Origin of the sequence: Gemmobacter nanjingensis (assembly GCF_014652195.1) — a bacterium.
In the GTDB taxonomy this organism is placed as follows: domain Bacteria; phylum Pseudomonadota; class Alphaproteobacteria; order Rhodobacterales; family Rhodobacteraceae; genus Gemmobacter; species Gemmobacter caeni.
The window spans coordinates 1-25,217 of the sequence record NZ_BMYI01000009.1; the positions used below are offsets into that span (position 1 = coordinate 1).

A 25,217-nucleotide genomic window follows, 5' to 3' on the forward strand; every position below is an offset into this window, starting at 1 on the left:
CAGCGCCTCCAGCGCCGAGGCGCTGGCCTTGCCCGGCAAGGCAGTGTTGAGCGCGGTGATCGCCTCGCCCTGCGAGGTGATCCTGCCCTCGGCGGTGGTCACCCTCAGCCGCAAAGCATCCACGGCGGTGGCGCTGGCGAGGTTGACCGACCTCGAGCGCGCGGCGCGATTCCTGTATCTGCAGCGCACCGCCTTCGGCGGCAAGATTTCCGGCCGGAACTTCGGGGTGGTGACGGATCGGCCGGGCCGGTTCAACCTGACCACGCTGGAGCCGATGCTGGAGGATCTGCACATCTTCATGCAAAATTTTGAGAAGATGAAGCAACTGTTTCTGCGACCGGAGAACGCTGATCTTCGAAAGCAGCTGATCCTTGAGGCTGCAATTGGCCTAGGGCGGCATCACGTGGCTACCGTTAATCGGGCGGCACTGATGACTGACGTGAAGGCAGGGGATGTCCTGGATCTGCACGAGTTTTTTAAGGACGCAGCGGGGACGCAAATTGCCACGGCTATTCGAGATCGCCTCGAAGCAATCGAGGCACGGCTAAATCCAGACGCGTCTCGCAGAAAGAAGATTTCGTCCGCACCTTCTCCCGCACCCACTCCAATCATCTATGAGAGACAGGCCGAAGTCCTTTGTTCCGCGCCTGTGCTTCGCACCATCTTCGCCCGAACCGACCCAGTCCGGTCTATGGCCGCGAAGGCGCGGCTTGCTGCCCTGCAAGAAGGCGAGCAACGAAAGGCGGAGCGGCACGGTCGGATAAACACCCGAAGCATGAGGCGTTCCTATCGGGGTTAAATGGCCTGCCTTCGCCTGTCGGACAATGCCGCACGTAGCAGCCAAAGGCTGGTTCGGAGAAACAGCGACAGGTGACGTGCGAATGTCGGCAGAGGGCCGTTCTCTGAGGCATTAGATGCTCACCGGAAGCACGCCGAGTTCGGCCATGATCGTGGCTAACTGGTCTCTACGATGTGGAGGACATGGATGCTTACGGGAGTCTTGGTCAAGACTATTGGGAGCGGATCCACGCGTCAGGCCGAACCCTGCCTTTATGTCCGCGATCCAGCAAGTTTTGGGGGTGAATCCAAAGCGAGCTTTCGTCACTTCTTGTATCTCGTGATAGGTCGGCATTCAAATGCTCTTTGATTCGAGAGTAACTTGGATCAATGGACGTTTAGCATACTTGGAATGCTGCACCATGAACGAACGACCGCAATGTTTCGCTGCCTCGTTGCGAACTTCCTGTCAATGAAGGTCGGCAGAGGGCCGTCAGCGCCCGCAAGCCTGGCGCGCCAGCGCGAGCGTCTACTGCGCCGCCGTGGGTCTGCTTCGAGCCCTTAACCTCCATTTCAGCAATGGTCTGTAGTCGCAGACGTGCTAGGCTGGATATCGCTGAACGCGCTCGAGATCAGTCGAAAAGACAGATATCGGTAGCCGGCGATTGCAGGAAAGCTTGCGAGACAACCCGCTAGCAGCCTAGTCTAAAGAAGACTTTCGAGAGCACGGTAAGTAAATGCAGTCTAAAAAATATAGAGTTTACTCCCCACCAAGAGGCAATGCTGCTTCATGCGCTCGTAGCAAATGCAAATAAAGACGGTGAAGTCTCGTACTACGACGACGCATTGAAAGAGGGCCTGTCGAAAGCTCACTGGAATGGGAATTTCGTCGAAAGCAAGCTCTGGGAGTTGAACGAGAGCGACGTCATCGCGTTCGAGATGTACGGGGAAGAAGGCTTCCGGCCGCTAGTCGTGTTGAATATCAAGCCCGCAACATATGTGCGTCTTGGTGAACTCATTCAGAAGCTGGAGGCGGATAGAAGCAACTTAGAACACCGCATCTCAAAATACTTACATTTAACCCTAATGAGCTGGGGAGGGAGTTGCGGGAATCTTCGGCAAAAATCTCAGAAGCTCAAGCGTCGATTCAGGGGAATGATCTACTGAAACCTCTTGCTGGACCTATCTCAAAAATTGACAGCAACTTCAGAAGCTTGGAAAGCGTTTTTTTTAACTATGAAGAGATATACAAGAATATCATACGGCCTGTTCAGGAAGAAGGAAAAGCTGGTGTTCGTCACACCGTAAAGTGGGCGGTTATCAGTATCATTGTATCTCTCGCTCTCCCGCCCATCATCTCAAACATAAATCAGATTATTGAGTGGTTCAGGCCGCTTTTCTGAAGCCGGTCCTTTAGCTTAATGCCAGTCTGCATTCCCAATTTTTCGCGCGTTCCTCAACCTGACCCTGAAACTCGCGGACTTGGGCCATCGACCGCTTACCAGCATTTGGTGCGCAGCTCACAGAGCCGTGTTGCTGAAAGGCGTATTGTGCGGGGCATCTAACTGCAGCTCCGTCCTGCATAGGCGAGACTTGATCCGGGATCTTGCTGCACCAAGCCATGAACGGCCGCTTCAGGGAAGCCGCACCGCCGCATCAACCCTTTCTCGATCAGATAAGGGCCACCTTCGACACGGCGCGCAGCCTCGACAAGGGGGCGAAGGGAGCGTCGAGATATGCAGCTGTAGCATATCTCTGCTTTCAGTTTCTGGCCGCCTAATTTTGTCGTTTTGGCCACTTATTTTTGTCGCGCTACAGATCGGCATGGGGATTCGGTCGATAACGCTAAAAAGCTAGCACAGCGCTATGACAGGACCGCGCGAGGCGCCCCGCGCCCCGAGGGTGGTCGCTAAGTGCTTGAAAATGTGCGGGAAATTGGTCGGAGCGAGAGGATTCGAACCTCCGACCCCCTGCTCCCGAAGCAGGTGCGCTACCAGGCTGCGCTACGCTCCGACCGTGGGGTGGGGGTTAAACCGGATTGCAGGGGTTTGCAAGGGGGCGAATGCGATTCTTCTGCGATCATCCCTCGTTCCTCTCTGCGATTTCGCGGCGGCGCAGCAAAAGAGAGATGCGGGGCGTCGTGCCCGTCTCGGGACGGGAGCGGGATTCCAGCACCGGACGGTTCTCCGACACTTTCGCGCGCCCTTCGCGCAGGACGATGTAGATGCCCGAAGCGATGATCACCGCAGCGCCCAGCAGGGTATAGCCGTCCGGCGTTTCATCAAAGATCAGATAGCCGTAGATCGCGGCCCAGATCATCTGCGAATACTGCATCGGCGCCACGATCACCGCCTCGGCCCGGCGATAGGCCATGATGATCAGCAGCATGGCGACGAAGCTGAACAGCGCGATGATGCCCAGCATACCCAGATGCACCACTGGCATCGGCTTGTAGACGAAGGGAAGCGCCAGCCCCAGCACCACGAAATTCGCCATCATCGGATAGAGCAGCAGCACGACCGAGCGTTCTTCTGCCCCGATCTTGCGCACGATGACCGAGGCAAGCGAGGAGAATACAGCCGCCGCCAGCGCGGCCGCGTGGCCAAGACTGAGCGGCTCTGCACCGGGGCGCAGCACGATCATCACGCCCGCCAGACCCACCAGCACCGCAAGGCCCCGCCGCAGGCCGACCTTTTCGCCCAGCAGGGGAATGGCCAGCAGGGTGATCAGCAGGGGCGCCGCGAACAGGATGGCATAGGTCTGCGCCAGGGGCAGCACCGAGAAGGCATAGAAAGCCGAGACGCCGGTGATGACCGTAGACACCATGCGCAGCGCCGTCCACCATGGATGGCGCGGGCGCAGGTGGCCATCGGTCCGGTCGCTCATCAGCATGGTGGTGGCGAGAGGGAAGCTCAGCAGGCCCGCGAAGAAGATGATCTGGATGGCGTGGTAATCCGCGCCCAGAAACTTCACCACCACATCATGCGTGGCATAGATGGCAAAGGCGAGAAGCGCGAGAAGCGCGCCCTGGGCATTGGGGCTCATGCGTCTGGACCTGCGGAAAGCGGCGCGAGCGCCGGGATGTTTGCGCTAGCGCCCGTTCTACAGAAGCCGCCCCGCCCGCTCAAGGCTTGTGGAGCGGATCGGCGGGAAAGCCCAAACGAAACCGGCCGCCCGAAGGCGGCCGGTCAATGCGCTGTCTGAAGGCTCAGAGGCTGGCGTCCAGCGCGGCCACGATGGCATCGCCCATCGCCGAGGTCGAGACCGGGGTACCGCCTTCAGGGCCCATCAGATCGGCCGTGCGCACGCCCTCGGCCAGAACCTTCTCCACCGCCTGCTCCAGCCGTGTCGCCTCGTCGCCGAGGTCGAAGCTGTAACGCAGTGCCATGGCGAAGCTCAGGACGCAGGCGATCGGGTTGGCCTTGCCCTGACCGGCGATGTCGGGGGCGGAGCCATGGACGGGCTCATACAGCGCCTTCGGACGACCATTGGCCATCGGTGCGCCCAAGGAGGCCGAGGGCAGCATGCCCAGCGAGCCGGTCAGCATGGCGGCGGCATCCGACAGCAGGTCACCGAACAGGTTATCGGTCACGATCACGTCGAACTGTTTGGGCCAGCGGCAGAGCTGCATCGCACCGGCGTCGGCATACATATGCGACAGCTCGACATCCGGATATTCCTTGTCGTGGATCTCCTGCACGACCTGACGCCACAGGATGCCCGACTCCATCACATTGGCCTTCTCCATCGAGCAGACCTTGTTGTTGCGGCGACGGGCCATTTCAAAGGCCGAACGCGCGACGCGGGCGATTTCCGACTCGGTGTAGCGCTGGGTATTGATGCCCACACGCTCGTTGCCTTCGGTGAAGATGCCGCGCGGCTCGCCGAAATAAACACCCGAGGTCAGTTCGCGGACGATGACGATATCCAGACCGGCGACGACCTCTTTCTTCAGCGACGAGAAATCGGCCAGCGCGTCAAAGCACTGGGCCGGGCGCAGGTTGGAATAAAGGTCCATCTCCTTGCGCAGGCGCAGCAGGCCGCGCTCGGGCTTCACGCTGAAATCGAGATTGTCGTATTTCGGGCCACCCACGGCGCCCAGCAGCACGCAATCCACCTCTTGCGCCTTGGCCATGGTGTCATCGTGCAGCGGCGTGCCGTGCTTGTCATAGGCGCAGCCGCCGACAAGGTCTTCGCTCACGTCGAAGGTGATGCCGCGCTTGGCGTCATACCAGCCGATGATCTTTTTCACCTCGGCCATGACTTCAGGGCCGATGCCGTCGCCGGCAAGGATGAGGATGGAGGGGTTTGCCACGTCAAGGGCTCCTTGATCTGCACGCAGGGTTGGCTCCGCAAGAAAGCCTGGCGGTGGCGTAGCCTTTGGGGGCAGTCGGGTCAAGCAGGCTTGGGGATTTCAGGCTAGGGCAGATCAAGCGTGACCCAGACCGGGAAGTGCCGCGAACTGGCTGCAAGCGCCTCGGCCAGCGGGCCGGATGGCGGGCGCATCACCCCGGCGCCGGTGACGCGCAGATCGGCGGAGGGCAGGATGTAGTCCACCCGCAATCCACCCGGCCCCCTGGCATAGAACGCCGTATCCAGCGACGGGTCGCCCTTGTGGCCGGGGTCCGCCGGGGCATTGGCCGCACGGGGGGCGGGGTCTTGCAGCCGGGGATCGGCCAGCAGGGCGCGCAGCGCCTGAGGGCGGCCATCGCCATCCTGAATGTCCAGATTGGCGTCCCCCAGCAACACGAAGGGTGCCTGTGGCGGATCGAAAGGCAAGGCGCCATCCATGAGCCGCAGCCAGAAAGCCGCCTCGTCATGGTTGCGGCGGCCATTGCGGTCTTCCGGCCCGTCAAAGACCGGCGGTGTCGCGGCCCAGGCCAGAAGCTCCAGCCTGCCGCCTTCGGGCAGTTCCAGCCCCAGGCGCCAGTGATTGACCGAAGAAAGGCGCTGCACCGCCCTCTCCTCCCCGGTCAAATCGGGCGGCAAAAGCGCGCTCGGCAGATCGGCCCAAAGGAAGCCGGTATAATCCACCGCAAGCTCGCTGTAGACCGGCAGGCGCGACAACAGCGCCATTCCGCCCTGCCCCCGGAAAGCGCCATAGCCCATCGCATCGCGCGGGCCATTCAACCGGCCGTCCCGGTCAATATCCAGACCCGTGGGCAGACCGGCATTGGGCGCGAGAGCAAATTGCCAGCTGTAGGACAGGCCCGCTTCGGCCAGCCGCCCCCGCAACGCCGTCAGCGCCGCCTGTTCGGCATCGAAGTCGATCCCCGTTAGCAACAGCACATCGGCATCCAGCGCGGCGATTACCCTTACCGCCCCGGCGATGGCCGGGCTTTTGCCGCGTTCGATTTCTTCCAGAAGCAGCCCCGGTCCCTTACGGCCCAGCTCCGCGTTCCATGTAGCAATCCGCAGCGTTTCCGCCCCAGCGGGCAAGGCGGCGCACAGAAGCGCGGCGATCAGGCCGGCATATAGCCCTCGGCGCCCATCACGCTGGAAATGCGCCGCTTCTCGCGGATCATCTCGGCGATCTTGCCCATCGCGATACCGCGCATGAACAGGCTGAACGGCAGGAAGGCCCATGCGGTCATCGTCCAGATCAGGGTTTGCGGATTGGTCAGCGTCAGCGGCTCGAACCCGGCTGATCCGATGCGGACCACAGCGGGGATGAGGAAGGGCAACAGAAACCCGAAGGCAATGTTGATCCGCGCATCGCGCTCCAGCCGCACCACGACATCGCCGCCGGTGGTCGGATCGAATGTCGGCAGATTGACCCAGACGTTGAACCCGTTGCCCCGGTCCGGCCAGCCTTTCAGCTTCAGCATGATGACAAAGAAAGCCAGACCCAGAAGCGAGATCAGATAGGCCATCGCCGCAGCGGTGCGCACGGAAATCACCTGAAGGTCAGAGGCACCCTCGGTCATCATCAGGGTCGCCAGACGAACCGGCGAATAGGGGAAATCCATCGCCTCGCCGATCAGCAGGCCAATGGCGCTGATCAGGGTGCTGAGCGTCGAAGGCTCCACCATGCTTTTCTGGATCACGGTCAGGATGAAGACGGTAAAGAACAGGATGAGAAAGCGGATGCGGTTGAAGGGCGGGGCGTCGCGAAACTCGACCAGACCGGGATAGGTGGTCTTGTATTCCGCAAAGGTCAGTGCGGCCGCGAACAGGGCCACCAGCGCCACCATCTGCTTTTCGTCGGCGCCGGTTCCGGGCATCAGAACCGAAGGGGTAGCAATCAGCACCACCACAAAAAATGCCCGCAACGCGGCTCCTATCAGCCGTGTGATCACTGCCTTGCCTTCCTCGACCCGGCGCCGTCCGATACGTTGCCGGATGGCTTTTCCCAGTTTTCCCCGTGCTTTGCGACGGGCTGCCTCAATCTTGCCCAAGTTTTGCCTTCTTTCTTTCAAAGTCGCAACGGTTCAGACCATTGGACCCGATCAATGAGGCAATTACAGGGAAAAACTGTCGCCGCTTTGCATCAAAGCGGGGCAAGAAAAAGGCCGCCTTGGGGTTTCAGCCCAAGGCGGCACAAGATGTAGTAGCGCCTCAGGTCAGACCCAGGGGCGCAGCAGGTTGGCCTTGGCCTCGAATGTGTCGATGCTGGACACTTTTTCCAGCGTCAGGCCGATGTCATCCAGACCGTTCAGCAGGCAATGCTTGCGGAAGGGATCGACCTCGAAACCGAAGCTCTGGCCATCCGAGGTCGTCACGGTCTGCGCTTCCAGATCGACGGTCATCCGGGCGTTCTCGCCCTTCTTCGCGTCTTCCATCAGTACTTCGACAACCTCTTGCGGCATCACGATCGGCAGGATGCCGTTCTTGAAGCAGTTGTTGAAGAAGATGTCGGCGAAGCTGGTAGAGATCACGCAGCGGATGCCAAAATCCAAAAGCGCCCAAGGCGCGTGCTCGCGCGAGGAACCACAGCCGAAGTTGTCACCGGCGACAATGATCTCGGCCTTGCGATAAGCAGGTTGGTTCAACACGAAATCGGCAATCTCGGCGCCGTCCTGCGTGTAACGCATCTCGTCAAACAGGTTCTTGCCAAGACCCGAACGCTGGATCGTTTTCAGGAACTGTTTCGGGATGATCATATCGGTGTCGATATTGACCAGCGGCATCGGCGCGGCAACGCCGGTGAGGGTGGTGAACTTGTCCATTCCAGATACTCCTCAGACCGTCTCGGCCATCATCTCGCGCACATCCGTCAGGTGGCCGGTCACCGCCGCCGCCGCCGCCATGGCGGGGGACAGCAGGTGGGTGCGGCCACCGCGGCCCTGACGGCCCTCGAAATTGCGGTTCGAGGTCGCAGCGCAGCGTTCACCCGGCGACAGTTGGTCGGGGTTCATGGCGAGGCACATGGAACACCCGGCCAAACGCCATTCAAAGCCCGCGTCGATGAAGATCTGCGCCAGACCTTCTTCCTCGGCCTGAGCCCGCACGAGGCCCGAGCCCGGCACGACCATCGCGCGCATCCCCGGCTTGATCTTCTTGCCCTTCAGGATGGCGGCGGCGGCGCGCAGATCCTCGATCCGGCCATTGGTGCATGACCCGATGAACACGGTGTCGATCTTGATGTCCGACAGTTTCATGCCGGGGGTCAGACCCATATATTCCAGCGACCGGCGCGCGGCCTCGACCTTGCCGCCGGTGAAGTCTTCGGGCGCGGGCACTGTGCCGGTGATCGGCAGCACGTCTTCTGGGCTGGTGCCCCAGGTCACTACCGGGGCGATGTCCTCGCCCTTCAGCACCACCACCTTGTCGAAATGCGCGCCTTCATCGGTGAACAGCGATTTCCAGTAGGTCATCGCGGCTTCCCAGGCGGCGCCTTTCGGGGCATGCGGACGGCCCTTGATATATTCGAAGGTCTTTTCGTCTGGCGCGATCAGGCCAGCGCGCGCACCACCCTCGATCGCCATGTTGCAGACGGTCATACGGCCTTCCATCGACAGGTCGCGGATCGCCTCGCCGCAATATTCGATGACATAGCCGGTGCCGCCGGCGGTGCCGGTCGCGCCGATGACCGACAGCGTGATGTCCTTGGCGGTGACGCCCGGACGCAGCTTGCCGGTGATCTCCACCTTCATGTTCTTCGACTTCTTCTGGATCAGCGTTTGCGTCGCCAGAACATGCTCCACCTCTGAGGTGCCGATGCCATGCGCCAGCGAACCGAAGGCGCCGTGGGTGGCGGTATGGCTGTCACCACAGACCACGGTCATGCCCGGCAGCGTCCAGCCCTGTTCCGGGCCGACGATGTGCACGATGCCCTGACGGATGTCGGACACGGGATAGTAGTTGATGCCGAAATCCCTGGCATTCTTGTCCAGCGCCTCGACCTGGATTCGCGATTCCTCGTTGTCGATATGGGTGTCGCGACCTGCGGTGGTGGGGACGTTGTGGTCCGGCACGGCAATGGTCTTTTCCGGCGCGCGGACCTTGCGGCCGGTCATGCGCAGACCTTCAAATGCCTGCGGGCTGGTGACTTCATGCACCAGATGGCGGTCGATATACAGCAGGCAGGTGCCGTCTTCGGCCTGATGGACGACGTGATCGTCCCAGATCTTGTCGTAGAGTGTACGCGGAGCGGTCATGGCTCTCACCTTCATCAATGGGATAGCTGTGGGATAGGGGAAGGGTGCCCTCGGAGACGAAGGCAGGGCGCGGCATCAAAGCCGGGCAAGCACCGTGCGGGTCATGCCGAAAAAGCGGGCCGGAAGCCGCGCGTGATCGGTGATGTTGAAGTAGATGAACCCGTTCATGGGCCGTTTCATACGCCCGAATCCCCTTGCAAGGCAAGTCAGCTCTCGCGCGGGATGGCCTCCAGCAGGTCACCCGGCTGACAGTCCAGCACCGCGCAGATCGCCGCCAGCGTCTCGAACCGGATACCTTTTACCTTGCCGGATTTCAGCAGGCTGAGATTGGCCTCGGTAATCCCGATCCTTTCCGCCAGCTCGCGCGAGCGCATCTTGCGGCGTGCGAGCATGACGTCCAGTCGAACCACGATCTCCACCTCAGACAAAGCCCCGGTTCTCCTCCGCCACCCGTGCCGCCTCGGTCATGGCCCAGCCGATGGTCACAAGCAAGCCGCCCGCCAGCGCCAGCCAGAGCATTTCCGAGGTCAGGGCAATCGAAACAATCCGGGCACCCGGCGGATTGTCCGCCGTCAGCAGCAGAAGCTGCAAGCCGGGCAGAACCGTCTGGGCCACGGCCAGCAAGGCCAGCGCCACGCCAATCGCCCGGATACGCCGCGCCGCCATCGGCGTCAGCACCTCGGAGGCAGCATAAAGTGCGAACAGCCCCCGCATATGCCAAAGCGCGGCCAGCATAGGCACCAGCGCCAGCAGACCCAGGGCCAGCGTGCCCGAGGATTTCCCCGCCGTCAGCCTGGTTTCCGGCGGCAGCCCCGGAAACGCCGTCAGAAGCCAGCCGGGCTCCCGCACCCCATGCCATCCCCACAGCAGGACCAGCAGCGGCAGGCCGGGCAGCAGCAGGGTCACAACCCACCACAACACAAGCGACAGTCGCAATATTCTTGGCGGCATGATTTTCCCTCTTGCAAAGTAATTTTTCTGTAAAACAATAATTAATAACTGTCAAAGGAGAATCGCATGCGCATCGCCGCCCTGTTGCCGCTGCTACTTGCCGCCTGTTCCAGCCTTGTGCCTTCGACCCTCATGCGCCTGCAGGCGCTTGACCCGCTGACGGTTGATCCGTCGGGGATTGAGCTCGCCCTGGTCCTGCCCGATGGGCTGCGACCACAACCGCAGGGCGCCAGACTGGAGTTCAAGGCGGATCGCGCCGGGCATTCCGTTGCCGAAACCTTCGTGCTGGAGCCCCGGCCCGCCCCATCCCTGCCGGAAGCGAAAGGGGTGGTTATGGCCTTCGGCCTGTCCCGCGCCGATGCCGCGCGGATGCGGGCCGCGCAATCTGCCGTGGCCGCATGGCCGCAGGACGGGCAGAGTCACGGCAGCCTCGGTGTCGCGCTGGATGCCTGCCTGACCGGCGGCCCCCTGCCCCCGACGGCAGAGGGCGGGGTACTGATAAAGCTGGAGCAGGAGCAGGGCTTCCAGCCCCTCGTCCGGCCCGCACCGATTGCAGCCCTGATCGGTGCCGAGGCGATGGCAGGCCTGCGCCCCTGCGGGAACCCCGCCTTGCCGTGATCGGCGGAAGCGTGTAAGCGCCAGCTTTCGCCCGGGTCCGCGCGCATTGAGTCGCGCGGGCTTCGGTGTTAGCCTGAACCTGCAAACCCCGGCGCCGGGGCCTTTGGCGCGCTATCTGGAGGACGATGTCCTGTCTCATTCTGATCCCGCGACCGGCCTGCCGGTCGGACCGAGGGCCGAGCGCATGAACGACGCCGGCCCCAGCAGCGAAGAACTTCTTGCCCGCATCATCGCCTCGCTTGACGACGACAAGGCCGAGGACATCGTGCAGATCGACCTGCGCGGGCGTTCCGACATGGCCGATTACATGGTCATCTGCTCGGGGCGGTCCTCGCGTCAGGTGGCGGCGATTTCCGAAAAGCTGGTCGACCGGCTGAAGCAGGACTATGGCCGTCAGTGCAAGGTCGAGGGCAAGGAAACCGGCGACTGGGTTCTGATCGACACCGCCGATGTCATCGTGCATGTGTTCCGCCCGGAAGTGCGCGAGTTCTATCAGCTTGAAAAGATGTGGCTGCCTGCGGGCCAGCAGCGCCCTGCCCCGACCTCCGGGGTCTGATGCGGGTGCATCTCTGCGCCGTGGGTCGGCTGCGTGCCGGCCCCGAGCGTGACCTGATCGACGATTACACAACGCGCTTCGACCGCACCGGCCGCGCACTGGCGCTTGGCCCCTTCACCGAGCACGAGGTCGAGGACCGCAAGGGCGGCGGCATGGAGGCCGAGGCCGCGCTGCTCGAACGCGCCCTGCCCTCGGGCGCCCTGCTGGTCACGCTGGACGAACGCGGCAAGCTCTTGTCCAGCCCGGAATTTGCCGATCATCTGGCAAAATGGCGCGATGGCGGGCGGCAGGATGTCGCCTTCGTCATCGGCGGGGCCGACGGTATCGCCCCCGCACTGCGGGCGCGGGCCGATTTTTCGATCAGCTTCGGCAAGATGGTCTGGCCGCATATGCTGGTGCGGGTGATGCTGACCGAGCAGCTTTACCGCGCGGCTTCGATCCTTTCGGGCGCCCCCTATCACCGCGCCTGAGGTCAGTCAGGCGTGACTGTCAGTGTCACCCGGTCCCCGGCAAACCATGTCGTGCCGTATTCCAGCGGTCGCCCAGCCGCATCCACATTCACCGCCACGGATCGCAGGATTGGTGCCCCTTCCTGCACCTGCAAGGCAAGCGCCAGCACCGCCCCGGCGCGCTTCGCGGTCAGCCGGGTTTCGGCGCGGGTGTAATCGGCAACCCCCAGCGCGCCCAGCGCGGTGGTGACCGACTGATGTTCCTCCAGCAGCGCCAGCAGGCCGGGCAAAGTTTCCGCAGGAAAGACCGACCGGAACGCCGCCAGCGGCTGCCCGTCAGCAAGCGACACGCCTTCCATGACATGCACCAGAGCGCCGGGGGCCAGCGCCAGCGCCTCGGTCTCCTCCGTGCTGGCGGGGCGGGTCTCCAGCCGGGTCAGCCTGCGCGAGGGCGTGCGCCCCGAGGCGGCGACATTCTGGTGAAACCGCACCCGTCGGCCCAGCGGATAGTCGGTCGGTCGTGCTGTGACGAAAACCCCGGCCCCACGCCGGGCATGCACCGTGCCCGCCTCGGCCAGCGCACCCAGCGCATGCCGCACCGTATGGCGGTTCACGCCGAACCGGCTGGCCAGATCCGCCTCTGACGGCAATTTGTCGCCGGGGCGGTACAGCCCCCCTGCGATCTCTGCCGCGAGCGTCCCGGCAATGGATTTCCAGATCGGGCTGCGGGCCATCATCCATCCTGTCGCAAAAGTTTCACGCCATTGGGCGTTGTGCCGACTCGGCTCATCAGCTATCACTTGTCTAGTTGTATAGTAATCTAGACAAATCCGCAACCTGTCGAGGATCAGATGACCGAACGCCCGGAAGATCTGGCGCGGAAGGGCTGGATGTCCCTTCTGGCCAAGGCACCGCCAGCGCGGCTTGCCGCCCTGCTGCCCGACCTGCCCGAAACCGCATTGCTGCGCCCGGCCGAAGTGGGTTCCGTCATGGTGCGGGGTCGTGTCGGCGGCACCGGCGCCCCGTTCAATCTGGGCGAGATGACGGTGACTCGCTGCTCGCTGCGGCTGGACTGCGGCGCCGTGGGCCATGCCTATGTGCAGGGCCGCGACAAGGATCACGCCCGCCGCGCCGCCGTGGTGGATGCGCTGATGCAGACGCCCGAAGCCGCACGGGTCGAGGCGCAGGTGCTGCATCCCCTGCGGCTTGAGGAAGAGGCGCGCCGCACGACCCGCGCCGTCAAGGCCGCCGCAACGAAGGTCGAATTCTTCACCATGGTACGCGGAGAGGATCAATGACGCCCGAAGCCCTGACCGGCGGCTTCACGAATGCCGCAACCGATGCCGCCATCGCCTTCCGCGCCGCGCTGGAGGCGATGGCCCGCCCCGGCACGCTGCATCGCATGGCTGGCGTCATCCCGCCCGCCCCGCTGTCGCCCGCTGCCGGGGCACTGCTGCTGACGCTGGCCGATACCACGACGCCGGTGCACCTGGCCGGGGCTGTCGATTGCCCGGCGGTGCGCGACTGGATCACCTTCCATACCGGCGCCCCCTTCGCCCCGGCGGATCAGGCCGATTTCGCGGTGGGCGGCTGGGCGGCGCTGCAGCCATTGACCCGCTTCCGCATCGGCCAGCCGGATTACCCGGATCGTTCCACCACGCTGATCGTGGAACTGCCCGCGCTTTCCACAACCGGCGCAACGCTCCGTGGCCCCGGCATCCGCGACACCGCGCAACTGTCGCTGCCCGAGATCGCGGCGTTCCGCGCCAATCGCGCGCTCTTTCCGCTGGGCTTCGATTGCTATTTCACCAGCGGCGACACGCTCGCCGCCCTGCCCCGATCCACCCTCGTGGAGGAAGCCTGATGTATGTCGCCGTCAAGGGTGGCGAACGCGCCATCGACAATGCCCATGCCTGGCTGGCCGAGGAACGGCGCGGCGATCCATCGGTCGCCGAACTGACCCTGCCGCAGATCCGCGAACAGTTGAAACTGGCGGTGAACCGGGTGATGGCCGAAGGCTCGCTGTATGATCCCGATCTGGCGGCGCTGGCGATCAAGCAGGCGCGCGGCGATCTGATAGAGGCGATCTTTCTGATCCGCGCCTATCGCACGACGCTGCCCCGCCTTGGCGCCTCGCAGCCGGTGGAGACGGCGGCGATGGCGGTCGACCGGCGCGTCAGCGCCACGTTCAAGGATCTGCCCGGCGGGCAGGTGCTGGGGCCGACCTTCGACTACACGCACCGCCTGCTGGATTTCAAACTGGCCGCTGAGGGAGAGGCGCCTCTCGCGCCACAGGTGCCGGCGCGACCTGAGCCGGTGCCGCATGTCACCAGCCTTCTGGACCGCGACGGGTTGATCGAGGCCGCACCGCGCGACGACGCCCCTCCGCCCGACCTGACGCGGGAACCGCTGGAACTGCCCGCGAACCGCCCGCTGCGCCTGCAAGCCATAACGCGGGGGGATGAAGGCTTCATCCTGTCGCTGGCCTATTCCACCCAGCGCGGCTACGGTCGTACCCATGCCTTCGTCGGTGAATTGCGCATCGGCCGCGTGCTGGTGGAAATGGAGATCCCCGAACTGGGTTTCTCCATCGAGATCGGCGAGGTGGAGTTGACGGAATGTGAAACCGTCAATCAGTTCAAAGGCTCGAAGACCGAACCCCCGCAATTCACCCGAGGCTATGGCCTGACCTTCGGCCAGACCGAGCGTAAGGCCATCGCCATGAGCCTCGTCGACCGCGCGCTGCGCTGGCAGGAACTGGGCGAGGATTTCACCGGCGCCCCGGCGCAGGACGAGGAATTCGTGCTGAGCCATTGCGACAACATCCAGGCCACCGGCTTTCTGGAACATATCAAACTGCCGCATTACGTCGACTTCCAGTCCGAGCTGGAACTGGTGCGCCGTCTGCGGGCCGAGGCGATGCAGATGCAGGAGGCAGCGGAATGAAGGCCATCGTGTTTGATATCGGCAATGTGCTGATCCGCTGGGAACCGCATCCGGCCTTCCTGCCTGATCTGGGCAGCCGCGACGCGGTGGAGGATTTCCTGACCCGCACCGACTTCATGGCGCGGAATCTGCGCGCCGACGGCGGCGAAAGCTTTGCCGCGCTGGCGGCAGAGATTGCCGACCCGGCCGACCGTGCCCTGTTCGCCACCTATGTCGACCGTTACGCCGCCACAGTGCCCGAAGCTATCGAGGGCACATGGGCGCTGATGGACCGGCTGCGCGCGCGCGGGCTGGCCATCCATGCGATCACCAACTGGTCTGCCGAAACCTGGCCTGCGGGTATCGCGGCGCATCCTCGGCTGGGCTACGCCTTCGACGTGACCGTCGTGTCGGGGCAGGAAGGGATACTCAAACCCGAGGCACGGATCTACGCACGCCTCTGCGACCGTGCCGGGCTGGAGCCGGGCGATTGCCTGTTCATCGACGACAGCCTGAAGAATGTCGAGGGCGCCCGCGCCTTCGGCATGCAGGCCGAACATTTCACCACGCCTGAGGCTTTGGAAGCGGCACTGACCGCGCGGGGGCTGCTGTGAGCGACTACAACTTCGCCTATCTGGACGAGCAGACCAAACGGATGATCCGCCGCGCCATCCTGAAAGGGATCGCGGTGCCCGGCTATCAGGTGCCTTTCGCCAGCCGCGAGATGCCGATGCCCTATGGCTGGGGCACGGGCGGGGTGCAGGTGACGGCGGCCTGCCTGACGCCCGACGACCGGCTGAAGGTCATCGACCAGGGCGCCGACGACACCACCAACGCCGTGTCGATCCGCAAATTCTTTCAGCGCACCGCCGGCGTGGCGGTGACCGAGGCGACCGCCGAAGCCACCGTGATCCAGACCCGCCACCGCATCCCGGAAACACCGCTCTGCGAGGGTCAGATCCTTGTCTATCAGGTGCCGATCCCGGAGCCCCTGCGCTTTCTGGAGCCGCGCGAGACCGAAACGCGCAAGATGCACGAGCTGGAGGAATACGGGCTTATGCATGTGAAACTCTACGAGGACATCGCGCGCCACGGCACCATCGCCACCGCCTATGCCTATCCGGTGAAGGTGGAGGAACGCTATGTGATGGACCCCTCGCCGATCCCGAAATTCGACAATCCGAAACTGTCGGACAACCCGGCAATTCAGCTATTTGGCGCGGGTCGCGAACAGCGCATCTATGCGCTGCCGCCCTATACGCAGGTCGTGAGCCTCGATTTCGAGGATCACCCGTTCGAGGCATCGAAAGCCCCGCATGACTGCGACCTGTGCGGCGCCGGTGACAGTTATCTGGATGAGGTCATCACCGATGACCGGGGCAGCCGGATGTATGTCTGCTCCGACACCGATTTCTGTGCGGGACGCCGCGCGGCAGGACATGTCGGACGGCTGGGCCAGCCGGGAGCGGCAGAATGACCGGGGCCCAAAATTCTTTGAAGAATTTTGGCGCTCCTGCCCGAGGGGATCGCGCGATGGGGGCGGTGGATATGGATATTTGTGCCAGGGTAAAAGAGGACCGGCCGCTTCTGTCGGTTCAGGGCGTGAAGAAGCTTTATGGCAACCGGATCGGCTGCACCGATGTGACGTTCGACCTGTTCCCCGGTGAGGTTCTGGGGATCGTGGGCGAAAGCGGTTCCGGCAAATCCACGCTGCTGGGCTGCCTGGCCGGGCATCTGAAGCCCGATGCAGGGCGCATCCTTTACGACGGCCGTGACATGGGCGCGCTGGGAGAGCCGGAGCGGCGGCGGCTCAGCCGCACCGAATGGGCCTTCGTGCATCAGAATGCCCGCGACGGTTTGCGCATGGGTGTCAGCGCGGGCGGCAATGTCGGCGAGCGGCTGATGGCGGTGGGTGCGCGCAACTATGGCACCATCCGCGACACCGCGGCCGACTGGCTGGGCCGGGTGGAGATTGCCGCCGACCGGATCGACGACCGGCCTTCCGCCTTTTCCGGCGGGATGCAGCAGCGTTTGCAGATCGCGCGCAATCTGGTGACCGGCCCGCGACTGGTGTTCATGGATGAACCGACCGGCGGTCTGGATGTCAGCGTGCAGGCGCGCTTGCTGGATCTTTTGCGCGGGCTTGTGCGCGATCTGGGGCTTTCGGTCGTGATCGTCACCCATGACCTTGCGGTGGTGCGTCTGCTCGCCGACCGGCTGATGGTGATGAAATCGGGCCGGGTGGTGGAACAGGGGCTGACCGATCAGGTGTTGGACGACCCGCAGCACGGGTATACGCAATTGCTGGTATCCTCTGTCTTGCAGGTCTGAACCATGCTTTACGCCTATGCCCCCGCCGACCGGAAACTGAAGCAATTGCCGCAAGGGACCGACCTTGCGCAGGCGGTCTGGGTGGATCTGTACCGCCCGCTCTCCGGTCAGGTGGCTTTGGCGCAGGCTCTGGGGGTCGAGGTGCCGACGCTGGCCGATATGGAAGAGATCGAGGTGTCGAACCGACTCTACCGCGAGGGCAGCGTCGATTATCTGACCGTGGTGCTGCCGGGGTTGAGCGAGACCAAGGCGCCGATGTCCGGCCCGGTCTGTTTCATCCTGCACCCGGAACGGCTGGTGACCGTGCGCCACCACGCGCCGCGCCCGTTCGAGACCTATCCGGAACGGGCAGACAAAGTGGGGCCGGGCTGCGCCGATCCGCGCCGGGTCTTCCTGTCGCTGATGGAGGAAATCGTCGGGCGGCTGGCCGACCTGATGGAGGGCTCGGGTCGGGCGCTGGATGCTCTGATGGCGCAGGTATTCGAGGAAGGTGCGAAGGCCAGCGATGACGCGCTGCAGGAGGCGCTGCGGCAGGTCGCGCGCGAAAGCGATCTCATCAGCCGGGTGCGACAGTCGCTGCTGACCCTGGAACGTGCGATCAGCTATTTCGGGCAGGCGCTGAACGAGGCCGGCGCGGGCCATGGGTTGCGCCCGGTGGTCAAGGGGCTGATGCGCGATATCCGGGCGCTGGAAGTACATGGCGACTTTCTGACCAGCCGCGTCGCCATGGCCTCTGACGTGACCCTGGGCATGGTGAACCTTGCCCAGAACAAGACGGTGAAGATCGTTTCGGTGGTGGCAGTGATCTTCCTGCCGCCCACGGTGATCGCCTCGGCCTATGGGATGAACTTTGCCCATATGCCGGAATTGCAATGGGCATTCGGCTATCCGATGGCGCTGGCGCTGATGCTGGCCTCGGCGGTGCTGACCTATCTTTTCTTCAAGTGGAAACGCTGGCTATGATCGAGATTACCAATCTTTCCAAGGCCTTTACCCTGCACAATCAGGGCAGCGCCGTGATCCCGGTGATGGCGGGGGCGGCGCTGGCCGTCGCGCCGGGCGAATGTGTCGGGCTGACCGGGCAGTCGGGGTCGGGGAAATCCACGCTGATGCGGATGATCTACGGCAATTACCTGGCCGCAGGGGGTAGCATCCGGGTCGGCGATCTGGATGTCGCTCGCGCCGCCCCGCGCGAGATCATCCGCCTGCGGCGCGAGGTTCTGGGCTATGTCAGTCAGTTCCTGCGCGTGGTGCCGCGCGTGCCGACGCTGGATGTGGTGGCGGAGCCGCTGCTTCAACTGGGCGTGCCGGTCGATGCGGCGCGGGCGCGGGCGGCGGATCTGCTGGCGCGGCTGAACATTGCCGAACGGCTCTGGGGTCTCTCGCCCACCACCTTCTCGGGCGGGGAACAGCAGCGCGTGAACATCGCGCGCGGCTTCGCACATCCCTATCCCGCGCTTTTGCTGGACGAGCCGACGGCCAGTCTGGATGCCGCCAACCGCGAGGTTGTGCTGGGGCTGATCGAGGAAGCCAAGGCGCGCGGCGCGGCCATCGTGGGGATCTTCCATGACGAGGGCGCGCGGGATCGCGTGTGTGACCGGCTGGTCGATGTGACCGGCTTCACCCCGCGTCTGGCGGCCTGATATGCTGATCGCGGTGGTCGGGCCTTCCGGGGCCGGGAAGGATACGCTGATCGCCGGTGCGGTGGCAGCGCGGCCAGGTCTGCGACTGGTGCGGCGGGTGATCACCCGACCGACCGAGGCCGGAGGCGAGGATTTCGAAGGGGTCAGCCCCGAGGATTTCGCCGCACGCAAGGCCGCCGGGGACTTCGCGCTGGACTGGCAGGCGCATGGGCTGAGCTATGGCATCCCGCAAGCGCAGCTCGCTGCGCCAGGGGTGGTGATCTTCAACGGCTCGCGCCTGGCCCTGCCGCAGGCGCAGGCGCGGTTTCCCGGTCTGCGCGTGATCCTTGTCACCGCGCCGGATGCGGTGCTGGCGCAGCGGCTGGCCGCGCGGGGGCGCGAGCCCGAGGCCGATATCCGCGCCCGGCTGGCCCGTGCGGCCTTCACCCTGCCCGAAGGCATTCAGGCCACCGAGGTGCGCAATGACGGCAGTCTGTCCGAGGGCATAGCGCGGTTTCTGGCGGCGCTTCAGCCGGTCAGGGCGTAGCGATGCAGAAAATGGAAACGCCCCGCGCCATCCTCTCCGAACAGGCACAGATCCTCGATGGCGAAAGGTTGCGGCAGGACCGGGGCAAAATGCGGCTCCAGCACGTTGCGAGCCGCTGCGGCGTCCGGCGCACTCAGGCTGCTGGTCAGCGTCAGGTGGAAGCGGAATTCCTCCATCACGAAGGGATAGCCCCAGCGGTCCAGCAGGGCGCGCTGTCGCGAGCTGAGCCGTTCAGGGCGGCGGCGGGCGATTTCGGCCTCGTTCAGCGGCGCGCGCAGAGCATCGGTGCCTTCGACCACCGCCGCGCCAAGCGCCTGAAGCGCGGCCTCACCGCCTTCGGGGATCAGCGCCAGAAATCCGTGCAGATTGACCAGCCGCAGGTGGTCACAGACGGCGGGCTTCAGACGGCTGGCGAGTTCGGCAACCCCCGCCGCAACCTCATCCTGCCCCAGCCCGTCTGCCGGGCGGAAGGGCGCGCGGATCGTGCCGTGAAAGCCGTATTTACGCGGCTCTGCCGTCAGATCGGCAACAGCGGCAGGGAGACCCGGCAATTGTGGCTGTGGCCGGGGCTCGGCCGCGACCGGGTCCCAGCCCAACCATTCCGCCGCCCGCGCGGCAAAGGCGCCGGCGCGCGGCGCGTAATAGACAGCATAGCGTTTCATCTTTTCCATGGCGGCTGGCCTACCCTGCGACTGTCACAAAGGCGTGACGGTTTCGTGCCATTGCAGCCGCCTGCGCCCGGAACCGCAAGACAGGACTTTCTGAAATGACCGATACGATCCTTGCCAATGCCACCCTTGTTCTGCCGGGAGAAACCCTGCGCGGCCAGGTGCGGCTGTCTGACGGGCGGATTACTGACATCGCCGAAGGGGCCGCCGTGCCTGCCGGTGCCATCGACTGCGCGGGTGATCTGGTGATGCCCGGCCTGATCGAGTTGCATACCGACAATCTGGAACGCCATATCGAGCCGCGCCCGCGTGTCGGCTGGCCGCATCAGGCCGCCATTATCGCCCATGACGCCGAGCTTGCCAGCGTCGGTATCACCACAGTTTTCGACGCGCTGCGCGTCGGGTCTGTCGTGTCGAACAAGAAGGCCAATTACGGCGAATATGCCCGTGCACTGGCCGATGAAATTCTGGACCTGAGGGCGCAGGGCGCGCTGCGGATCAGCCATTTCCTGCATCTGCGCGCCGAGGTCTGTTCGGAAACGCTGGTGGCTGAACTGGCGAAGTTCGGTGCCGAAGATCGCATCGGCATCGTCAGCCTGATGGACCATACACCCGGCGAGCGGCAGTTCCGCGATGTGACCAAGCTGAAGGACTACCTTTGCGGCAAGCATGGCCTCAGCGAGGCAGAGTTTCACAAGCACGTCGCCGACCAGCGCGCCCTGCGCGATCAGGTGGGCGCGGTGCACGAGGCGGCTGTCGTCTCCGAGGCGCGGCGCTTTGGTGCGGTGCTGGCCAGCCATGACGACACGACCGCGCCGCAGGTTGCGGTTTCGGCGGGGCATGGGGTGCATTTCGCCGAATTTCCCACCACGACCGAGGCCGCGCAGGCCTGCCATGACCATGGCATCCGCGTGATGATGGGGGCACCGAACCTCATTCGCGGTGGCAGCCATTCCGGCAATGTCGCGGCGCAGGATCTGGCGCAGGCCGATCTGCTCGATATCGTGTCGTCGGATTATGTGCCCTCGTCGCTGTTGTCGGCGGCGCTGATGCTGGGCGATGTCTGGGGCGATACCGCGCGCGGCATCGCCACCGTGACCGCCGCCCCGGCCGAGGCGACCGGGCTGGAAGATCGCGGCCATCTGGTGCCCGGCGGTCGTGCCGATGTCATCCGCGTCACGCGGATCGGGCAGGCAGGGGCGGTGCGGGGCGTCTGGGTGCAGGGCCGCCGCGTCGCCTGAGCGCAGGTTTCGCTGCACCGCCGCAATCGTCGTGAAACTACAAGCGAAACGTCATCAAATCGTGGCCTTCCGCGCTCATGGTCCGCTCACGACCCCGTGACGGAGCCTTGCCGTGACCCAGCCGGACCGCCGACCCGCCGCCGCTTGCCCGTATCGGACGCTGTTTCTGTCCGACCTGCATCTGGGCGCGCTTGGCGCGCGGCCGGATCTGGTGCTGGCTTTCCTTCAGGCGCACCGGGCCGAGACCTATGTGCTGGTGGGCGACATCCTCGACCTCTGGCACCCGCTGCTGCCTCACTGGAGCGCGGCCGATCAGGCGGTGATCGACCATCTGGTCGCGCGCAAGGCCGAGGGCGCGCGCATCCTTTACCTGCGCGGCAACCACGATCCCTTCCCCGACCGCGCGCCGCAGCATTGCCGCGTTCCGGCCGAGGCGCAGGAAGCGCTGATCCATACCACCGCCGACGGGCGTCGCTATCTTGTGCTGCACGGCGATGCCTGCGACGGGCGGCTGTTCCGTGCCCATATCTTCACCCGGCTGGGCAGCCGGATCGACCATGGCCTGCGCCGGTTCGAACGCCTGCTGACCCGCCGCCGCCCCGATACCCCGCCCGAAGCGCGCAGCGCGGTGGACATGCTGCTGACCTCGGTCAATGCGCTGCTGTATCTGGGCCGCGCGCACGAGCGGAAGGTGCTGCGCCTCGCACGCCGCAAACAGGTTGACGGCGTGATCTGCGGGCATTTCCACATTGCCGGGCTGCATGACGATTTCGGCCTGACCTATGCCAATTGCGGCGACTGGATCGACAGCCTGACCGCGCTGGCCGAAACCGCCGACGGTAGCCTGCGCCTGCTGGATGCGCGCAAGGCACCCGCGCTGCTGCCGGGTCGCGCCGCCGCTGAACCCGAATTTGCAGGTGCCTGATGATCGCCTTTCTGCTTGCCCTTGCCGCTGCCGGATTTCTGGTGGCGCATTATGCCTCGGTCCTGCTGTTCCTCGGGCGGCTGAGGGCTGACCGCCCGGCTGCCCCCGGACTGATCGGCACACCGCGCGTGACCCTGCTGCGCCCGGTCTGCGGGCTGGACCCGTTCGATGCCGAGACGCTGCGCAGTTCCTTCGTGCAGGATTACCCCGATTATGACGTGATCTTCTGCGCCGCATCGCCCGACGATCCGGTTCTGCCGCTGATCCGCCACCTGATCGCGGAACATCCGCAGGTGTCGGCCCGTCTGCTGGTGGGCGAGGCGCGGGTGACGCGCAACCCGAAGATCAACAATGTCTGGAAAGGCTGGTATTCAGATACGGCGGAATGGGTCTGCATGACCGATGCGAACCTGTTGCTGCCGCCCGACTATCTGGCGCGCGTGGTGGCAAGCTGGGGTCCGGCAACGGGGCTGGTGTCCTCCCCCGCCGTGGGTATTCGTCCGCAGGGGCTGGCCGGGCGGCTGGAATGCGCTTTCCTGAACGGCAATCAGGCGCGGTTGCAATTCGCCGCTGACACCCTCGGAAAGGGCTATGCCCAGGGTAAGACCCTGTTCTTCAACAAACCGCTGATCGAGCGTTTCGGCGGACTGACCGTGCTGGGCCGGGAACTCGCCGAGGATGCGGCAGCGACCCGTCTGATCCGCGAGCTGGGCCTGCGGATTCGCCTGACGCCCCTGCCCTTCGCACAGCCGGTGGGGCGGCGCGGCCTTGCGCAGGTCTGGAACCGGCAACTGCGGTGGAGCCGCATCCGTCGCGACGGATTTCCCCGGCTGTTCGGGGCGGAACCGGCGAATGGCGCCGTGCTGCCTGCGCTGCTGTGCCTCGGCGCGCTGGCGGGTGCCGGACTGCCGCCTGCGCTGGCATTGGCCTACCTTGGCCTGTGGTATGCGGCAGAGGCGCGACTGATGCGGCGCGCGGGCTGGCCCTCGGGCTGGCAGGACATCGCGGTGTTGCCCCTGCGCGACCTGATGATACCGGCAATCTGGGGCGCCACCTTCCTGCGCCGTGGCTTCGACTGGCGTGGCAATACCATGGGCTCAGTGCCTGCCCCGGCGCTGCACCCGGCCGAGTGACCCGCCCCCGATGATGCCCCAACCCGATCTGGTCGCCTTGATTCAGCATCATGGCTTGCTGGTGCTGGCCCCTCTGGCCCTGATCGAAGGGCCGGTGGTCACGGTCATCGCGGCCTATCTGGCCCGTCTGGGGCTGATGGACCTGCCTGCCGTGGTGATCTGCGTCATCGTGGCCGATGTGGCTGGCGACGCGCTGTTCTACGCGCTGGGACGCCACGGGCGCCGCCTGGTACGGCAACGCCGGCTCGACCGGATCGGACTGACCCGGCCACGCCTTGCCCGGCTGGTGCGGGCCTTCCGGGCGCAGGGCACGCGGTTGCTGGTGGTGGGCAAGCTGACCCATTCGGCAGGCGCGGCGGTGCTGACGGCGGCGGGCATCGCAAGAATGGATTTCGGGAAGTTCCTGATGGTCAACCTGCTGGCCTCGATCCCGAAAAGCCTGCTGTTCGTCGGGCTGGGCTGGATTTTCGGCTCTGCCTGGCAACGGATCGACGACTGGATCTTCCACGGTGCGCTGGTGCTGACGGCTGTGGTTCTTCTGGCCACAGGCCTGTGGTTCCTGCGCAAAAGAAGGATCGGGCAATGAGCAGCAAGATCTCCTGTCTGGTTCCCGCCCATGACGAGGCCGCGCGGATCGGCGCCGTTCTGTCCGTGCTGGTCGGGCATCCGCAGATCGACCGGGTTCTGGTCATCGATGACGGGTCACGCGACGGCACCGCCGGGGTCGCGCAGCAGGCCGGGGCCGAGGTGCTGCGCCTTGTGCCGAACCGGGGCAAGACGCGGGCGCTGGCGCAGGGCATCGCCGCCAGTGACGGCGACTGGCTGCTGCTGATCGACGCAGATCTGACCGGGCTGACTGCGGCGGATATCACGCGGCTGGTCTGGCCGGTTCTGGAGGGACGTGCCGATGTCAGCCTGTCGCTGCGCGGCAATGCACCCCGGCTGTGGCACTGGCTGGGGGTGGACTACATCTCGGGCGAAAGAATGCTGCCGCGGGCCCTGATCGCGCCGCATCTGGCAGCACTGGACAGCCTGCCGAAGTTCGGCTTCGAGGTGTTCCTGAACCGGCTGATGCTGAAACACGGCATGCGCCCGGCAGTCGTGCGCTGGCCCGGTGTCGCAAGCCCCGCCAAAGCCGCGAAACGTGGGCTGTGGCGTGGCATAGCCTCGGACGTGCTGATGATCGTCGACATTCTGCGCGCTACTGGCCCGCTGACGGTGCTGAGCCAGATCGCCAGCCTGACGCGGCAGGTGCGCTAGCCGCCGTATTTCTCAAGGAAAGCCTCGGCAGGCAGGCTGCGGAAATCGGGCAGCGCCCGGCGCAGTGTCGCGTGATCCCAGTCCCACCAGCCCAGCGTCAGCAGGCGGTCAGCCACCTGCGGCGTGAACCGCGCACGCAGCGGCGCGGCGGGGCAGCCTGCCACGATCATGAAGGGCGCCACGTCGCGGGTGACCACCGCGCCCGAGGCGACGATGGCACCCGCGCCGATGGTGACCTCGGGCTTGATGATCGCGCCATGGCCGATCCAGCAATCCGGCCCCAGCGTGCAGCGGCGCGCGGCGCGGGCGGCGAAGAAGGCCGGGTCGTCCTCCGCATCCTCCCAATAATAGGAGGAGCGATAGAGGAAGTGGTGCTGCGCGGCATGGGTGAACGGGTGATCCGTCGGCCCGATCCTTGTCATCGCGGCGATGTTCGAAAATTTGCCGACGCTCGTATTGGCGATGTCGGCCATGCGGTCGCAATAGGCATAATCCCCAAAGTCGGAGTTCAGCACCCGGCTGCCCTCGCCCACCTCGCAATAAGCGCCGAAGGTGGAATTGACGATCTGGCAGCCCGGATGCACGAAGGCTTCGGTGGCGGAGAGTTTCGGCAC

The 25,217-nt window shown here is 64.7% G+C and carries 29 protein-coding genes, 1 tRNA gene and 1 pseudogene; 19 read left to right on the plus strand and 12 right to left on the minus strand.

Going from position 1 to position 25,217, the window contains the following annotated elements:
* Both IE126_RS25965 and IE126_RS14545 read left to right on the plus strand, forming a co-directional pair.
* Positions 1 to 799: pseudogene (locus IE126_RS25965) on the plus strand (hypothetical protein); the annotation flags it as partial.
* 758 nt (positions 800 to 1,557) lie between these two features.
* Positions 1,558 to 1,944 (plus strand): hypothetical protein, encoded by a 387-nt coding sequence (locus tag IE126_RS14545; protein WP_189381430.1) that lies wholly within the window; start codon positions 1,558 to 1,560, stop codon positions 1,942 to 1,944.
* 769 nt (positions 1,945 to 2,713) lie between these two features.
* Here the strand turns inward: IE126_RS14545 and IE126_RS14550 are convergent.
* The 9 genes from IE126_RS14550 to IE126_RS14590 form a co-directional block, all read right to left on the minus strand.
* Positions 2,714 to 2,790: transfer RNA gene (locus IE126_RS14550), tRNA-Pro, on the minus strand.
* Positions 2,791 to 2,856: 66 nt separating this feature from the next.
* Positions 2,857 to 3,822: a DMT family transporter gene (locus IE126_RS14555; RefSeq protein WP_054301923.1), complete on the minus strand. Its 966-nt coding sequence runs from the start codon at positions 3,820 to 3,822 to the stop codon at positions 2,857 to 2,859.
* 163 nt (positions 3,823 to 3,985) lie between these two features.
* Positions 3,986 to 5,092, minus strand: coding sequence for a 3-isopropylmalate dehydrogenase (gene leuB, locus IE126_RS14560; protein ID WP_189381431.1), 1,107 nt, complete (start codon positions 5,090 to 5,092; stop codon positions 3,986 to 3,988).
* A 104-nt stretch (positions 5,093 to 5,196) separates the two neighbouring features.
* A complete protein-coding gene (locus tag IE126_RS14565; RefSeq protein ID WP_229825537.1) occupies positions 5,197 to 6,216 on the minus strand; it encodes an endonuclease/exonuclease/phosphatase family protein in 1,020 nt (339 codons plus the stop codon).
* Positions 6,217 to 6,239: 23 nt separating this feature from the next.
* The gene (locus IE126_RS14570; RefSeq protein WP_054301965.1) at positions 6,240 to 7,076 is read right to left on the minus strand and encodes a hypothetical protein; all 837 of its coding nucleotides are present in this window, start codon (positions 7,074 to 7,076) and stop codon (positions 6,240 to 6,242) included.
* Between the two features lie 264 nt (positions 7,077 to 7,340).
* Positions 7,341 to 7,946, minus strand: a complete 606-nt coding sequence (gene leuD / locus IE126_RS14575; protein WP_108128610.1) for a 3-isopropylmalate dehydratase small subunit — start codon at positions 7,944 to 7,946, stop codon at positions 7,341 to 7,343.
* Positions 7,947 to 7,958: 12 nt separating this feature from the next.
* Entirely contained in the window at positions 7,959 to 9,377 is a 1,419-nt protein-coding gene (gene leuC / locus IE126_RS14580) for a 3-isopropylmalate dehydratase large subunit (protein WP_054301926.1), read from the minus strand.
* Between the two features lie 206 nt (positions 9,378 to 9,583).
* Complete coding sequence (locus IE126_RS14585; protein ID WP_054301927.1) at positions 9,584 to 9,796, minus strand: helix-turn-helix domain-containing protein; 213 nt, start codon at positions 9,794 to 9,796, stop codon at positions 9,584 to 9,586.
* A 1-nt stretch (position 9,797) separates the two neighbouring features.
* The gene (locus IE126_RS14590) at positions 9,798 to 10,328 is read right to left on the minus strand and encodes a DUF2975 domain-containing protein (RefSeq protein ID WP_145693630.1); all 531 of its coding nucleotides are present in this window, start codon (positions 10,326 to 10,328) and stop codon (positions 9,798 to 9,800) included.
* 66 nt (positions 10,329 to 10,394) lie between these two features.
* Between IE126_RS14590 and IE126_RS14595 the strand changes: the two genes are divergently transcribed.
* From IE126_RS14595 to rlmH, 3 genes are all read left to right on the plus strand, one after another.
* On the plus strand, positions 10,395 to 10,946 hold the full coding sequence (locus IE126_RS14595) for a hypothetical protein (protein WP_108128614.1): 552 nt from the start codon (positions 10,395 to 10,397) through the stop codon (positions 10,944 to 10,946).
* Between the two features lie 184 nt (positions 10,947 to 11,130).
* Positions 11,131 to 11,502, plus strand: a complete 372-nt coding sequence (gene rsfS, locus IE126_RS14600; RefSeq protein WP_170120548.1) for a ribosome silencing factor — start codon at positions 11,131 to 11,133, stop codon at positions 11,500 to 11,502.
* Complete coding sequence (rlmH, locus tag IE126_RS14605) at positions 11,502 to 11,972, plus strand: 23S rRNA (pseudouridine(1915)-N(3))-methyltransferase RlmH (RefSeq protein ID WP_108128616.1); 471 nt, start codon at positions 11,502 to 11,504, stop codon at positions 11,970 to 11,972. Before rsfS ends, rlmH begins: the two co-directional genes overlap by 1 nt.
* A gap of 2 nt (positions 11,973 to 11,974) precedes the next feature.
* On the opposite strand, the gene phnF is transcribed toward rlmH, so the two are convergent.
* Positions 11,975 to 12,685, minus strand: coding sequence for a phosphonate metabolism transcriptional regulator PhnF (gene phnF, locus IE126_RS14610; protein ID WP_108128618.1), 711 nt, complete (start codon positions 12,683 to 12,685; stop codon positions 11,975 to 11,977).
* A gap of 117 nt (positions 12,686 to 12,802) precedes the next feature.
* Here phnF and phnG point away from each other — a divergent pair, with 117 nt between their 5' ends.
* From phnG to phnN, 9 genes are read left to right on the plus strand one after another with little or no spacing between them, the layout of a single operon-like run.
* Positions 12,803 to 13,249, plus strand: coding sequence for a phosphonate C-P lyase system protein PhnG (phnG, locus tag IE126_RS14615; RefSeq protein WP_108128620.1), 447 nt, complete (start codon positions 12,803 to 12,805; stop codon positions 13,247 to 13,249).
* On the plus strand, positions 13,246 to 13,815 hold the full coding sequence (phnH, locus tag IE126_RS14620) for a phosphonate C-P lyase system protein PhnH (RefSeq protein WP_189381433.1): 570 nt from the start codon (positions 13,246 to 13,248) through the stop codon (positions 13,813 to 13,815). Before phnG ends, phnH begins: the two co-directional genes overlap by 4 nt.
* Positions 13,815 to 14,897, plus strand: a complete 1,083-nt coding sequence (locus IE126_RS14625; protein WP_108128624.1) for a carbon-phosphorus lyase complex subunit PhnI — start codon at positions 13,815 to 13,817, stop codon at positions 14,895 to 14,897. Before phnH ends, IE126_RS14625 begins: the two co-directional genes overlap by 1 nt.
* A complete protein-coding gene (locus IE126_RS14630) occupies positions 14,894 to 15,490 on the plus strand; it encodes an HAD family hydrolase (RefSeq protein WP_054301935.1) in 597 nt (198 codons plus the stop codon). The genes IE126_RS14625 and IE126_RS14630 overlap by 4 nt, the downstream gene beginning before the upstream one ends.
* On the plus strand, positions 15,487 to 16,353 hold the full coding sequence (locus tag IE126_RS14635) for an alpha-D-ribose 1-methylphosphonate 5-phosphate C-P-lyase PhnJ (RefSeq protein WP_054301936.1): 867 nt from the start codon (positions 15,487 to 15,489) through the stop codon (positions 16,351 to 16,353). Before IE126_RS14630 ends, IE126_RS14635 begins: the two co-directional genes overlap by 4 nt.
* A 56-nt stretch (positions 16,354 to 16,409) precedes the next feature.
* Positions 16,410 to 17,207: a phosphonate C-P lyase system protein PhnK gene (phnK, locus tag IE126_RS14640; protein ID WP_229825538.1), complete on the plus strand. Its 798-nt coding sequence runs from the start codon at positions 16,410 to 16,412 to the stop codon at positions 17,205 to 17,207.
* Positions 17,208 to 17,210: 3 nt separating this feature from the next.
* Entirely contained in the window at positions 17,211 to 18,170 is a 960-nt protein-coding gene (locus IE126_RS14645; protein ID WP_189381434.1) for a magnesium transporter CorA family protein, read from the plus strand.
* Positions 18,167 to 18,850 (plus strand): phosphonate C-P lyase system protein PhnL, encoded by a 684-nt coding sequence (gene phnL, locus IE126_RS14650; RefSeq protein ID WP_054301938.1) that lies wholly within the window; start codon positions 18,167 to 18,169, stop codon positions 18,848 to 18,850. The genes IE126_RS14645 and phnL overlap by 4 nt, the downstream gene beginning before the upstream one ends.
* Position 18,851: 1 nt before the next feature.
* Positions 18,852 to 19,376, plus strand: coding sequence for a phosphonate metabolism protein/1,5-bisphosphokinase (PRPP-forming) PhnN (phnN, locus tag IE126_RS14655; protein WP_189381435.1), 525 nt, complete (start codon positions 18,852 to 18,854; stop codon positions 19,374 to 19,376).
* Here the strand turns inward: phnN and IE126_RS14660 are convergent.
* Positions 19,358 to 20,038: a DUF1045 domain-containing protein gene (locus tag IE126_RS14660; RefSeq protein WP_308429983.1), complete on the minus strand. Its 681-nt coding sequence runs from the start codon at positions 20,036 to 20,038 to the stop codon at positions 19,358 to 19,360. The genes phnN and IE126_RS14660 overlap by 19 nt on opposite strands.
* Before the next feature lie 104 nt (positions 20,039 to 20,142).
* Here IE126_RS14660 and IE126_RS14665 point away from each other — a divergent pair, with 104 nt between their 5' ends.
* The 5 genes from IE126_RS14665 to IE126_RS14685 all read left to right on the plus strand — a co-directional run bounded on the left by IE126_RS14665 (position 20,143) and on the right by IE126_RS14685 (position 24,603).
* Entirely contained in the window at positions 20,143 to 21,285 is a 1,143-nt protein-coding gene (locus IE126_RS14665) for an alpha-D-ribose 1-methylphosphonate 5-triphosphate diphosphatase (protein WP_108128634.1), read from the plus strand.
* A gap of 112 nt (positions 21,286 to 21,397) precedes the next feature.
* Complete coding sequence (locus IE126_RS14670; RefSeq protein ID WP_054301942.1) at positions 21,398 to 22,210, plus strand: UDP-2,3-diacylglucosamine diphosphatase; 813 nt, start codon at positions 21,398 to 21,400, stop codon at positions 22,208 to 22,210.
* Positions 22,210 to 23,343 (plus strand): ceramide glucosyltransferase, encoded by a 1,134-nt coding sequence (locus IE126_RS14675; RefSeq protein ID WP_189381437.1) that lies wholly within the window; start codon positions 22,210 to 22,212, stop codon positions 23,341 to 23,343. Before IE126_RS14670 ends, IE126_RS14675 begins: the two co-directional genes overlap by 1 nt.
* A gap of 10 nt (positions 23,344 to 23,353) precedes the next feature.
* Positions 23,354 to 23,929 (plus strand): DedA family protein, encoded by a 576-nt coding sequence (locus tag IE126_RS14680; RefSeq protein WP_189381438.1) that lies wholly within the window; start codon positions 23,354 to 23,356, stop codon positions 23,927 to 23,929.
* The gene (locus IE126_RS14685; protein ID WP_189381439.1) at positions 23,926 to 24,603 is read left to right on the plus strand and encodes a glycosyltransferase family 2 protein; all 678 of its coding nucleotides are present in this window, start codon (positions 23,926 to 23,928) and stop codon (positions 24,601 to 24,603) included. Before IE126_RS14680 ends, IE126_RS14685 begins: the two co-directional genes overlap by 4 nt.
* Here the strand turns inward: IE126_RS14685 and IE126_RS14690 are convergent.
* Positions 24,600 to 25,217, minus strand: coding sequence for an LbetaH domain-containing protein (locus tag IE126_RS14690; RefSeq protein ID WP_189381440.1), 618 nt, complete (start codon positions 25,215 to 25,217; stop codon positions 24,600 to 24,602). The two genes, IE126_RS14685 and IE126_RS14690, sit on opposite strands and share 4 nt — an antisense overlap.